General features: G+C 65.5%; 10 protein-coding genes and 3 pseudogenes. 7 read left to right on the top strand and 6 right to left on the bottom strand.

The window, feature by feature from the left end; translation table 11 throughout:
* Positions 1 to 244 precede the first annotated feature (244 nt).
* Entirely contained in the window at positions 245 to 892 is a 648-nt protein-coding gene (locus G8767_RS34270) for a TetR/AcrR family transcriptional regulator (RefSeq protein WP_206030024.1), read from the bottom strand.
* A 94-nt stretch (positions 893 to 986) separates the two neighbouring features.
* On the opposite strand from G8767_RS34270, the gene G8767_RS34265 reads away from it, so the two are divergent.
* From G8767_RS34265 to G8767_RS34255, 3 genes are all read left to right on the top strand, one after another.
* Positions 987 to 2750, top strand: coding sequence for an FAD-dependent monooxygenase (locus G8767_RS34265; protein ID WP_166814160.1), 1764 nt, complete (start codon positions 987 to 989; stop codon positions 2748 to 2750).
* A gap of 76 nt (positions 2751 to 2826) precedes the next feature.
* Positions 2827 to 3747: a VOC family protein gene (locus G8767_RS36130; protein ID WP_246860003.1), complete on the top strand. Its 921-nt coding sequence runs from the start codon at positions 2827 to 2829 to the stop codon at positions 3745 to 3747.
* Between the two features lie 7 nt (positions 3748 to 3754).
* Complete coding sequence (locus G8767_RS34255) at positions 3755 to 4588, top strand: alpha/beta hydrolase (RefSeq protein ID WP_206030025.1); 834 nt, start codon at positions 3755 to 3757, stop codon at positions 4586 to 4588.
* A gap of 238 nt (positions 4589 to 4826) precedes the next feature.
* On the opposite strand, the pseudogene G8767_RS36125 reads toward G8767_RS34255, so the two are convergent.
* Positions 4827 to 4949: pseudogene (locus tag G8767_RS36125) on the bottom strand (IS3 family transposase); the annotation flags it as partial.
* 6 nt (positions 4950 to 4955) lie between these two features.
* Here G8767_RS36125 and gvpJ point away from each other — a divergent pair.
* The 3 genes and pseudogenes from gvpJ to G8767_RS34240 all read left to right on the top strand — a co-directional run bounded on the left by gvpJ (position 4956) and on the right by G8767_RS34240 (position 6226).
* Positions 4956 to 5334, top strand: a pseudogene (gene gvpJ, locus G8767_RS34250) (gas vesicle protein GvpJ).
* Between the two features lie 196 nt (positions 5335 to 5530).
* Positions 5531 to 5749 carry a hypothetical protein gene (locus G8767_RS34245; protein WP_166814154.1) on the top strand — a complete coding sequence of 73 codons (219 nt, stop codon included), beginning with the start codon at positions 5531 to 5533 and terminating at the stop codon, positions 5747 to 5749.
* A gap of 93 nt (positions 5750 to 5842) precedes the next feature.
* Positions 5843 to 6226, top strand: a complete 384-nt coding sequence (locus G8767_RS34240) for a Hin recombinase (RefSeq protein WP_166814152.1) — start codon at positions 5843 to 5845, stop codon at positions 6224 to 6226.
* Positions 6227 to 6293: 67 nt separating this feature from the next.
* Here the strand turns inward: G8767_RS34240 and G8767_RS36120 are convergent, their stop codons facing one another.
* From G8767_RS36120 to G8767_RS34220, 4 genes are read right to left on the bottom strand one after another with little or no spacing between them, the layout of a single operon-like run.
* Entirely contained in the window at positions 6294 to 6743 is a 450-nt protein-coding gene (locus tag G8767_RS36120) for a hypothetical protein (protein ID WP_210461522.1), read from the bottom strand.
* The gene (locus G8767_RS34230) at positions 6740 to 8887 is read right to left on the bottom strand and encodes a phage integrase family protein (protein WP_166814150.1); all 2148 of its coding nucleotides are present in this window, start codon (positions 8885 to 8887) and stop codon (positions 6740 to 6742) included. Before G8767_RS34230 ends, G8767_RS36120 begins: the two co-directional genes overlap by 4 nt.
* A complete protein-coding gene (locus tag G8767_RS34225) occupies positions 8884 to 10641 on the bottom strand; it encodes a hypothetical protein (RefSeq protein WP_166814148.1) in 1758 nt (585 codons plus the stop codon). The genes G8767_RS34230 and G8767_RS34225 overlap by 4 nt, the downstream gene beginning before the upstream one ends.
* A gap of 1 nt (position 10642) precedes the next feature.
* On the bottom strand, positions 10643 to 12166 hold the full coding sequence (locus tag G8767_RS34220; RefSeq protein ID WP_166814146.1) for a site-specific integrase: 1524 nt from the start codon (positions 12164 to 12166) through the stop codon (positions 10643 to 10645).
* Positions 12167 to 12273: 107 nt separating this feature from the next.
* On the opposite strand from G8767_RS34220, the pseudogene G8767_RS34215 reads away from it, so the two are divergent.
* Positions 12274 to 12515 (top strand): annotated as a pseudogene (locus G8767_RS34215) (chromosome partitioning protein ParB); the annotation flags it as partial.

Genomic DNA, 12515 nt, shown 5'->3' with positions numbered 1-12515 from the left:
ACCGCAGACGGAACGATCGTCGTCCGCGACGGCCAGCGCCGCACCTTCCCCAGAAAGTGGCTGTGTTGTGTCAGCGTTTGTCGGCTTGTCGCAATCGAATCGGTGCGGGCCGGATTTCGTGGTGGGGAACTGGTCGAGCAAGCCGCAGCATCTGCGGGGTCAGGGACGGTCAGTTGATCATCATGTTCTTTGGGCTGTCGATCATCCGCGTACAGGAGCTCACAAGAGCTCCCGCCCGCAGAGCTCACGTGTGGCTCGCCCTTACCCCGTCATCGAATGCGGCAGCGTGGGCTTCGCCGATGGCGATCATGGCCTTCGTGATCTGGGCCACCTGCGAGGTAAGTGGAATGCCGTCGCCGCGTTGCGCTATGAAGGATCCGTCGATGCCAACCATGCCGAATACTGTCAGCTCGTCCGCGACCGCACTCGCGCGCACTGGCCCTAGGTCGGCGAAGGCCGACGCGATCATGCGGTGCATGTGCGCCCTGCCGTCGGAACGGATGCGGGTGATGGCCTCGCGGACCTCGGGGTCCATCACATCACTGGTCATCATCAGGATCGAGTGAAGCCTGTGGAAGTCGTCGTGTCGCACCAAGGCCTCGGCGGCGCGGTCCAGGTACCACGCCAAACGCTCCTCGTGGGTACCGCCCACCGGCGGTTGAGCTTGCGCCTCACGCATTTCGTCGAAAAACCGGTCGGCGCCGCGGGCCATGACCGCTGATAGAAGCCGAATCTTGGAGCGGAAATGGTGGAAGACGAGGCTCTTGGGCATGCCGACCGCCGTGGCCACGGCGGCGACCGACGTCCCGTCGTAGCCCCGTTCGGCCATGAGGCGTGCAGTGGCGTCAAGAATCTCGTCGCGCGAGCGCTCGCCGCGCCTGGTGCTTGACATGTACACCCCTTTCGTGTGATCTTCGACATGAACTGATCGATCGGTCAGTCTTGCTTGAGATAAACCCACGCACATTGTGCAGGGAGGTCAATTCATGGTTACCACCGAGACCGATGTTCTCATCGTCGGCGCTGGACCTGCGGGCGCGACTGCCGCAGCCCTGCTGTCCACATATGGCATCGCGAACATGATGGTCAACAAGTATCCCGGTGTTGCGAATAGCCCGCGGGCGCACATCGTGAACCAGCGCACGATGGAGGTGTTGCGGGACCTCGGCTTGGAGGACCAGGCCAAGGCCTGGGCGATGCCTCAGGACGTCATCGGCACCACTGTGTGGGCCACCGATCTCGCTGGCAAGGAGTTCGGCCGGCTGCAAACCTGGTACTCCCACCCGTACTGGAAGGCCGAACACGATCTGGCCGCGGCAACCTCTATCTGTGACCTGCCGCAGGACCGGATGGAGCCCATCCTGGTCACGGCCGCAGCCCTGCGCGGCACCACGTACTCGGCCAACACCGAGTTCATCAGCTTCGTTCAGGACGTCGATGGTGTCACGTCGAAGCTCGTCAACTGTGTCACTGGTCAGGAGTACGAGGTCCGCTCGAAGTACCTGATCGGCGCTGATGGTGGGCGCTCGACCATCGTTCAGCAGCTTGGACTGCCCCTGGAAGGCGAGATGGGCGAGGGCGGCAACATTAACGTCGTTTTCAAAGCAGACCTCACCCGCCTGACCGAACACCGCCCGGCAGACATGTACTGGCTTATTCAACCCGGCGTCGGCGCGATGGGCATGGGCATCGGCGTAATGCGCGTGATTCAGCCCTTCAAGCGATGGCTGGCCAACTGGGGCTACGACCCGGCTGAGGGTACGCCCGAGCTCACCGACGAGCTCGGCGTCCAGATCGCGCACCGGCTCATCGGTGACGACTCCATCCCGGTAGAGATCGAGTCCATCTCGCTCTGGTCTGTGAACCACATGAACGTCGCCGACAACATGAGAGGGCGGGTCTTCGTCGCAGGGGACGCAGCGCACCGGCACACGCCGATGCACGGCTTGGGCTCCAACACTTCGGTCCAAGACAGTTTCAACCTGGCCTGGAAGCTTGCGGCCGTGCTCAAGGGGCAGGCAGGACCTGGCCTGTTGGAGACCTACCGGGATGAGCGTGTGCCTGTGGCGCGTCATCTGGTCGACCGAGTGACGCGCACTCTGGGTGTAGTCCCGCCGATGTTCAAGGCCTTGGGGCTGCCGCCCAGTGCGGACCGGTCTGCGTACGAAGCAGCGCTTGTGGAGCTGGAGAAGCCAACCAAGGAGGCCGCCGTGATGCGGCGGGAGCTTGACGCGGCCATCCAAGGAACACTGACCATCTTCAACTCACACGGTATGGAGATGAACCAGGCCTACGAGTCTCCGGCGGTCGTCACCGACGGTGAGCCTGCCCCTAAGCCAGAGAAGGACCCGGAGTTCTGGTATTTCCGCTCCACGTTCCCGGGCCGTCACGTCATTCACGCGTGGATGACCAAGGAGCAGCGCAAAGTCCCCGTCATCGACCTTGTAGGAAAGGGCCGCTTCACCATCCTGACCGGCGTCGCGGGCGGCGAGGACTGGCGGGTTGCTGCTGCGAAGACCGGGGCTGAGCTCGGCGTCGAGGTCGCTGTCATCACCATCGGCCGCGGCGGCGACTACGAGGACTCATGGGGCACCTACGCCACAGATTGCGAAGTAGAGGAGGACGGCGCCCTGCTGATCCGTCCGGACCACATCATCGGCTGGCGTGCGATCGATTCGACTAACGCCGAGCCGCGGCTCCTCGCCGCATTGAAACAAATTCTCGCCCTTAACGCTCATGAAACCGAATGACCTTGCCGAACCGACCCTCGAGCAACATAGGGAGACACCCGTGACAAACGGAACCCAGAAACTACCCACAGCTGGTGTGACCGAGCTCAGCTATGTCGTATACGAAGTCAGCGACCTCGCCGAGTGGGAGCACTTCGGCGAGCTCCTAGGTATGCAATACGGCGCGAAGACCACCAAGGGCTTTACCCTCCGTACCGATCAGAAAGCGCACCGCTGGGTCATCGAGCAGGGCACACAGGACGACCTCGTCGCATCGGGCTACTCGGTGTCGTCGTCCGCCGAGCTGAATGCCCTTGCAGAGAAGCTGCGCGCCGCAGGCTTGGAGGTGACTGAAGGGGATGCCGACCTTGCGGCGGACCGCAAGGTCGATCGGGTCGTCGTCACCGCAGACCCGATGGGCAACCGGATCGAGCTCGTGACCGGCTTCGCGGACGCCGAAACAGCGTTCAAGTCCGAACTTCTGCTCGGCACCTTCGTCACCGGACAGGGGGGCGCCGGTCACCAGGTACTGCTGTCGCACGGCGTTAGCCGCGAGGACTATCTCCGCTTCTACAACGACCTGCTTGGCTTCAAGATCAGCGACACCATCATCGAGGAGGTCGCACCCGGTGTCTTCGCCGACCTGATCTTCCTGCACTGCAATCCACGCCATCACACCATCGCGCTTGGAGACATGCCGTTCCCGAAGCGCAACCACCACTTCATGATCGAGGTGACCGACATCCGTGACGTCGGCCTCGCTTGGGATCGTTGTCTGGCGGACCACCAGCCCTTGCACATGACGATCGGCATGCACCCCAACGACATGATGTTCGGCTTCTACGTCGAGACTCCCTCAGGCTTCAGCGTCGAGTACGGCTGGGGCGGGCTGCTCATCGACGACGCGACGTGGGAGCCCAAGACCCTCGACAAGCTCAACAGCTGGGGGCACATGAACCCGAGCATCGTCGCAGAGCAGCTCATTGCTGGCGCCACGAACTCAAAGATCGGAGATTGACGTGAGCATGGACCCGAGCGTCGTCGGCAAGAACGTCCAGACCAAGAGCTGGAAGATCCATTACATCGAGGCTGGCGAAGGTCCCGTGGTCGTGCTGCTCCACGGCGGGGGCCCCGGCGCGACCGGCTGGAGCAACTACGCACCGAACATTGAGGCCCTCTCCCGACACTTCCGGGTCGTCGTGCCGGACATGCCCGGCTGGGGTGACTCCGATCCGGTGGACTTCGACAAAATCGACCACGTCACCGTACTCGTGGAGCTATTCGACGCTCTTGGCATAGAGAAAGCCGCGCTCGTCGGCAACTCGATGGGCGGACACAACTCGATCCGTTTCGCCATCGAGCATCCCGAACGCATCTCGCATCTCATTACGATGGGACCCCCCGTACAGGCTAAGCCGTTCCTCTTCGGTCCCGCCGGTCCGAGCGAGGGCATCAAGATCATGTACGACGCGTACCTAGACCCGAGCCCGGAGCGAATGGCCAAGCTCGTCGACATCATGGTCTTCGACCACCAGAGATTTGCCAGCCCGGAACTGATGAAGGAGCGCTCGGAAAACGCTCTCAAACACCCCGAGCACCTGGAGAACGTCGCCAAGAGAATCCCGTTGGCACCGATCCCGATATGGCTCGACCAGTCCAAACTCGGTGACGTCGCCGCACCGACGCTGTTGATCCACGGCCGCGACGACCGTGTCGCTACGTTCGAGGGCTCGCTGTTCCTGGCCGCCGGCATTCCGAACTCCAGGACCGTGCTGATCAACCGCTGTGGCCACTGGGCGCAGCTCGAGCACGCGGACGAGTTCAATCGGCTGGTCACTGACTTCGTGCTCAACAACTGATCTGCCGGTCTCAGTACAAGCTCGGCAGAAACCAGATCCACGACCACCCGACAGCTGAATCGTCCCGGGTTTGATGGAGGTAGGCCGCCTCGAACTCATCCGGGTGAGGTACTCGAGTCGGCTGTGCGGGCGACTCCGATTGAACCAGTCGACCCACTCCATCGTGGCGTGGACTTGTACGGCCCCGCGTGGAACGGGTTGTTCTTGGCCATCACCTCGGTCTTGAACAACCCGACCTGCTCTCGGCGAGGGCATTGTCGTACGCATCGCCGATACTTCCAATGGAAGCCGCAATCCCTTCGAGTACAAGGGTTTCCGCGAACGATATCGAGGTACACTGGGCGGCGTCGCTATGGTGGATCCAGTCATGACCATTGCCGGCGGCGGTGCACATCCTTCCGCAGACCTCGGGCGGCGGGCACCAGTCGATGAATCTCGGCGAGATCCTCGAACGGGTCCTCGACAAGGGGCTCGTGATCGCCGGAGACATCCAGGTCAACCTGCTCGACATCGAACTACTGACCATCAAGGTGCGATTGGTCATCGCCTCACTCGAGACCGCGAAAGAGGTAGGCATCAATTGGTGGGAGAACGACCCCTGGCTGACCGGCGCGAACAGCAGCGTCGAACTCGAGAGCCGGAGATTGCGAGAGCGGATCGCCGAACTCGAATCCGACAGGTCGGTGCGCCAGGCCGTCCAATCCTCCGACAAGATCGAGGTGGAGACGAAACGTCAGCACCGATGACCTCGGCGAGTGCCAGGCGTCGAGCAGCCTCAGCACCACCACACCGTCGGGTGCCGCTGCCGGGGCGGAAACTGTCCAGCCGGTTCGTGCTCGCGAGGTCAAGATCCCTCGTAGCGTCTTTTTACGTACTGCGATCTCGAAGAAACGTGAGAATAAAGGGCTTGGACCGGCGCGCGGTCGGACGAAAGGTGAGGGTATGGGCACCCGAGAGACGGTGGCGAGCGTGCTCGGGGCCGCGGGGCTGGCAGTTGATGCAGGCGCCGCAGCACTGTCGATTGTCATAGGGGTCCCCGTTGCTTTCGCGGTGGGTACAGCGCGAGCCGTCACGGACACATTGTGCGATCGCGGCGAGCGGGGCGAAGATCACTCCGGCGAAGATCTTCACGACCTCGGAACAGTCGTCGAGTTGGCGTGAGGGGCCATCAACCCTCCGGCTGAGCGCCCATAATCCTGCGAACAGGGTTCTCAGCCTTTAGCCTCCACGGTGTACGGGCATCTGAGTAAGGGAATGACGCGCCGATCGGAGCCCACGGCACCGCCGGAACCGTCTCCGCCTGTGCGGTCCTCGCGTATCTGCCCGACTTGCGGGCACGAGTCCACCACCCGCGCCGAGGCCGCGCATCAACGCGCTGACCTCGCCGTGGACTGGCTCCACCTGGATCCGGACCGGCCCGGACAGCTGACCAGCAGACACCACTGTCGGCATTGCGAACCCGATCAGCCCGCCGTCGACATCGCCTGCACCGTTTGTGGTGACGGCCACCATCCTCACCGGTCCGTCCGCCCGCCCATGGAGATCGGTTCGCTTCCCGATTCGATTCTCCGGTGGCTGACCGACGCCGGCTGGGACACCGCGCCCGCACTGCGGTGCCCCGATCACTCATCCAAATAGGACAGTCCGTCGATGTGGCCAAGGAGTGCCAATTTCGGTCCAGAACAACCGACAAGCACCCCGGTGGTTACGTCTCACGTGATGGCGACGGTCCAGGCTCGAGGTGACCGACCAGGCGCGGATGGCCCGAGCGGCGCGAGGGGTGGGGCGGTCGGTTGCGTGCCTCCCGCCGGAGGTTGTCGTTCTCGATGGTCAGTACGTGCAACGCGCGAGCGAACGTTTCGCTGGTCAGGCGGTAGCGGTCCCGTTCGTCTCGCAGCGACTGGTTCGACTTCTGCAGGGTGGCGATCTGCTCGCGGAGCTTGACCTCGTTGTCGGGGACGCCGTCGCGGGTTCGTCGCTGCGCGTAGAAGAGATCCTTGAGGTCGGTGTGCTTGTGGGTCAGCTTGTTTCGCTTCACCCCGGCTTCCTGCGCGAGGGTGACGATATCCAGCTTGCCCGACGACCGCAGCGGTGTTCCGGCGAACAGTCGCTGCATCGCCGCGGTGATGGCACGCCGGTCGTCGTCATCGGTCAACTTCGGTCTCCTCGCGGTTCGTGGGTGCGGGTCCGCTCATGTTGTTCGACGATTTTGTCCAGGTGGGCAATTCGGTGGCCGAGGCGTTCACGCAGCGGCATCGGGGTTGCCGGCTCGACGATTTCTTCGCGGAGCCGGGCGATCTCGCTGCGCAGTGCGGCGATGTGGGTGTCGGTGCGCGCGATGTTCGCGCAGGCGGGATCGCACCGGTCGATCGCCGGGGATGTCGATCGCCCGGATGGATGGGCACGGTCCGGGTGGCAGAGCGCTTTGGCGGGGTCGTAGTTGCAGGTGAGGAACGCTTCGGGGTTGTCGTAGACGTGGAATTGCGGGACGGCGAGCAGTGCGCGCGCTTGCTTGGGTGTCAGGAACATGCCTTCGAATCGGAGCTGGGCTCCGGTGGCGGCGCCGATCAGGCGGCGGGCGGCGGGTCCGGAGACGTGTTCGCCGCGGTGGAGGCGATCGGCGACGGTGTCGAGGTAGTCGGCCATGGCTCGGGCGGTTTCGATGTCGAGGATCCGGCGTAGTCCGTCGCGTGCTCGTCCGGCGTAGCCGTCGGTGATCGTGGAGGCGCGCAGGTGTCCGTACTGCACCGCGAGCGCGACGCGGCCACCGGGCAGGCGGGCGATGTGCCAGGCGAGGGTCCGCCGGAAGCGGTTGACCTTAACCGGGCCGTGCGGATCGTCGGGGATGCATTCGTCGGGGCGGGTGCGGGCCGCGTAGTCGTTCAGCCATGCGACAAAGGCCACGATCCGACTGTTGGCACCCTGACAGGTCAGTGCCTCCCCACACCGCTTCCGGGAGCCCGACGTGGTCGCTGCCCAGGCCGTTTTCACGGGGAACAACAACGGCCCATCCGCCATTCGCTCGAGCACGCGTACCGCGCGGACCACCGGCGGGATCACCGTCCAGGGCGTGTCCCGGGGAAGCCCACCGACCACATGCTTGCCGTCGCCGTCGCGGGCGCCCTTGAAGTAGTTGCCGTGGATCTGATGGCCGGATGGGCGAGTGCCGTCGGTCCCGGGTTCCGGGCAACACCCGACGCGCAGTTCGAGCGCTTCACCGGGTCTCATCCCGGTCAGGTACAAGATGACGATCAGGCAGGCCGTGGACAGTCGGTGCATGAGCCGCGGGGCCTCGTGGAAGGTGATGTGCTCGAGCCACGCTCGCCCGTCCAGGCGCCCCCGAATGGGGCTGCTCAGCGGTGCCTCCCCCGCCACGGGCAGGTGCGGTCCGTAGGCCCGGACGGCGTGGCTGGCCTGCTCCTTGCTGGCATTGGCGCGGCCCGCGAGGTAGGAGATCGCGAGCATCGGGCGCCCGTTGTGGATGCAACCGGGCAGCGGCCGATTCTCGGCGGCGTACTGTTCGACCAGCTCCCGCATGGCCGCGGACGACGCAGGGTCGGCGTGCGGCCGGATCCGGCCGGTCAGCGTGTGGTGTTCCTGCCAGGCGGCGAGGATGTCGTCGGCGAAGTCATCGACGAACCGCATCGCCCAGATCAGCAGCGGCGACATCACCGCCGGGTGGATCGGGGAGGTGCCGTTCTCGTTGGCGGTATCGGTGCGCGGCAGGTAGTCCCGCATGCTTTCGGCCTGCCAGGGCGGCATCGGAATGCGGTCACCGAGCGGCAGATGCGGCGCGAACCCCCACAGCAGAGTGACGGCGGCGAGACGATTGACCGCCGTCGTCGTGGAGATCCCGAGACGTCCGACCTCGACGGCGTAGTCGGCGAGGTCGTCCACGGTCAGCGCACCGAGTTCGGTGATATCGCGGGCGAGCAGCCACTGCGCGAGTTGGCACCATTGGCCGACGACGTTGCGCATCGACGCCGGGTGCAGCCATTTGCGTCTGCGGGCGGTCCGACTTTCCAGTAGCGCCTCGGGGGTCGGTAGGTTGACCAACGCCCACCCGGCGCGTCGGAACGAGGACCGTAGCGGCAGCGGAAACAGCTGCCAGTTCAGGCAATCGTGCACCTGGTGGTCGTTGGTGTTCAGCGGGGACAGATCCCACCGCAGGTCGCCGAACCGGGACACGGACTCGGTGTCGTAGGTGTCGGGCAGTCGATGCAGATCGAGGAAGGGATCGGCGTCGTGTACCAGCCGGTGTCCGTCGACGCCGGGGTTCGAGGTGCGGGCGGTTCTCATGCGTCGAAGGTCCTGCGGAGTAGCCGGTCGATGGTCGTGCGGTCCGCATCGGTGACCCGAGTGCGAGCGTCGGATCGTTCGCCCGCGGTGGTGTGGGTGTCCAACAGTACGGAAACCCGCTCGAAGTGCTGCTGCCACTGCCGGTCCCAGACGGTGGTGTCCAGCACGGTGTGCAGTTCGGTCAACCCGTCGTGCAGGTGGACCAGACGCGGCAGGTGCCGTCGGGTGGCGACCGCGTTCGGGCAGGCCAAGCACAGCAGGAACGACGCGGTGCACGGCAGGCCCGGGTCGTTGTGTGGGCTGTGCGTGTAATCGGTGCAGGCCGCGGTGGCGGTGTCGAGGTCGCCTCGTTGGATGGCGGCGGCGAGCTCGGGATCGTCGGACAACTCGACCAACGTCTCGGCGTCGCCGCCGAGGACCAGCCGCATCGCACCGAGGAGGTGGGCGTGCTCGGCGGCGTCGGTGAGTCCTCGGGCGATCGTCTCGCCGGCGGCGTCTCGGCCGGCGGGATCTCGCAGCATGTAGACGGTGTCGTGGACCACTTGGGTGTTCTGAGCCGGTTCCTTGCGGATCAGCACCTGCACGGTGCGCCGCAGTCGGCGCAGACTCACCGATTCGGTCCCGACTGTCAGGCTCTTGGCGATGCCGAACGCGAATTCCTGTCCGCGGCGGGACGGACACGCGGTGCGGTAGACCAGCAGCTGCTCAGTGGGCCGGCCAAGCACCGCCAGGGTCTCCCGGGCCGGTTCGGTGGCCTCGATGACGTGGCGCACCAGCCGTCCCGGACTGCCCGGGCCGTTGTCGACGAGGTTGGCGCTGGTGTGCCGCAGTCGCACCGGTCGGCGGGGCTTGTCGAGGTGCACGGTGTAGACATCGACGTCGTCGGCGACCGCCGGGTCGTGCTCAGGGACCCGCATCCGGTGGACCACGGACTTGTTCCACGACTCGGTGGCCACCAACAGGACCGCCGCCGCGAACACTTCGCTGCGACTGAGGAACAGCCTGCCCCAGGTCTGCTGCGGTGCACGCCCACCGAGTGCGGTCAGATGGCGGCGCGACGGTCGCCGCCACGCCTGCGCGTGCAACGGCACGTCACCCGTGCGGGCCACACAGTCCAGCGCCTCACCGAGCAACCATTCGCTGCTCGCCGCCTGGAACTCGCCGGCCCGCCAGCGGCGCAGATGTTCGCGGTTGTCCCGGATCCGGACCAGGGCGCTGTTGAAGACGGTCGCGGCGGCCGACCGGATGCGCAGAAACTCCTGGTAGGTGTAGGCGATCTCCGTCGACGCCGGCGCGGGATCAACGCGCCGATCGACGATCTCGAGTGTCTCGGGTGGAAGCTCGCGTGCCTGGGCCAGCAGCGATCGGAGTGCGACCAGGTGGTGGCGGGTTCCGGCGGTCGGGGGAAGCGACATCCGCCAGGAGAGCCACACGGCGGGGGTGATCTGCGCCATCGTCGCCGGTGGCTGCTCCAGGGCGGCCAACCCGCTCAGCAGCAACCGAGCACTCTGATAGCCGCAGTAGCAGGTGTCCCAGGCACGCCACGGGCCTGCCGGTCCGATCTTGCGGTCGAACGCCGCCGCGAACTGTTGCCGCAGCTGCACGGTGCCCGGCAGTGAGGTGAAGTCGAAAACGCCTTTGGCGGTGCCGTTTTCGAACCACAGGGTCGCCACCAGGCCGGTGCTGTCCAACGAGGCCGGACGTCGATACTCCGCGGTGGGCAACACCGCCTTGCTCCGATGTCGGCCCGCCACGTTAGGCTCCCTCGTCGGGTGCGATATTGACGACCCGGCCGGTGGAGGCGGAGACTCGCGCGAGGACCGCGCTGAGGTCGTCGCTGCCGTCCAGGATCATTCCGAGGCGCAGACCGTTGAGCGGTTCGAGGTAAGTTTCCCGGGTCGTCTGTTCGCTCCGGTGTCCTAGTAGGTCTTTGACCAGCGTGAATGCATTCCCGTAGACGTTGCGCAGGTGGTCTCGCTCCGCCTCGTCCAGGCCGAACCGGGCATCGAGTCCACGCTGCAGGGTGACCAGCATCTTCAGCGCGAAGGAATGTCGGCAGCTGTGCGGAGTGATGCCGATCGGTTTTCCGAACCGCAGGCACCGGGCGTTGGCCGCGGCGAACACCGCCTCCCAGGAGCGGTAGTCCATCGGCAGACCGGCATCGGTGAGCCACAACTGCAGCGGTTCGAGCCCCGCCTCGCCCTCGACGAACAGTCGACGCCGCTGCCGCTCCTCGATCGCGGTGACGGGGAACTCGCCGCGGCGCCCCAACCCGTCTTCCCAGGACAGTCGGCGTTGACCTGCCGACGCCTTGGTGACGATCAGCTTCCCCGGCAGCCGGTCGTATCGGCCCGCCCGCTGCGCACGCCGAATCGCGTCACGCCGGGTCGTGGCGACGTAGCCGGCGATCCCGCTCAGTGTCTCCACGGGGACGTAAAAGCATCGTTCGCGGCGCTTCGCGGTCGCGGCCGCCACCGGGCCCTCGCAGTAGACCTGGCCGGTCATCGGGACCGGAACCTCGACGGTGAGCAAGCAGCCGCCCTCCCGCAGGCGCAGTCCGGTATCGAACAACAGATCCGCGAAGGCTGCGTTGCGGCCGTCGTTGCGGCCCCGCCAACCCGGCTCCGGCACACCGTCGCCCGAGTAGCCGCGCAACCCGATGTCGCGCCATAGCCGATAGGTTCGAGGGGTCACCCACTTGACGTTGGCGACCCGCACGTCCTTCGGTCGGCTGTCGGCCACCTCGACCACGGCGCCGTCTCGCCGGCGGACCGTGTGTGTCGCCACCGGGCTACGCTGCACCGCTCCGGTGGCCACCGCCCAGTCGAACAGCAATTTGAAGGCGGCCAACTCCCGAGCCCACTTTGCTCCACCGACCCGCCGCGGGTTGTCCGTCGACCGGCGTCGCCACGCCTCGTAGTCGCCGGCGTCGTCGTAATCGGTCTGATCCCAGTACTTTCCGCGACGCCACAGGAAGCTGAAGAACAGGCGGTAATCCTTCACATACGACTGCCGTGTTCCCTCGGCGAGAAACGCGAACCTCGACCGACGGAAGAACTTCGCCAGTCGCGGGTCGATCCGACCGACCGGGTCGATCAGGATCGGCGTGGCCTCCTCGACGCCCAGCGCCCGCTCGCGGGCATCGATGTCCACCCACCCGTCCAGTACATCGTCGAACCCGACGGGCACCTCGACACCACGAGTGGTCCAGTACAACATCCACTCAGCGCCATCGGGCCAGTCCGAATTGACTCCGGAAACAGCGTCCGCAGTGGGCACCCTGCGAACGTAACTCCGTCAAACCCGATCTCGGCTGCAACACGCCCAGACCTTCGAGGGAACGCACCCTCGCAGCCCGCGAAACCGGCCTGACCAGCATCCCCGTCGTGATCTACCCCGACACCGAAGGAAGCGACAAGGCCCGCGCCGTCGACCGGATCGGCAAGCAGATCACCGCCAACCGGCACCGCGAAGGGCTGACCGCAGCTCAGCACACCCGAGGAGTTGCGCAGATGCTCGAATTCGGCGCATCCATCACGAAGGTGTCCAAGACCCTCGCGATGGACAAAAAGGATGTGAAAGCCCAGGCAGCGGTAGGGAAAGCGGAGGCAGCCCGCGCCGCCCTCGA

The organism is Rhodococcus sp. IC4_135, assembly GCF_011602025.1.
GTDB classification, from domain to species: Bacteria; Actinomycetota; Actinomycetes; order Mycobacteriales; family Mycobacteriaceae; genus Rhodococcus_F; species Rhodococcus_F baikonurensis.
This window is presented reverse-complemented; position numbering and strand designations above follow the sequence as displayed.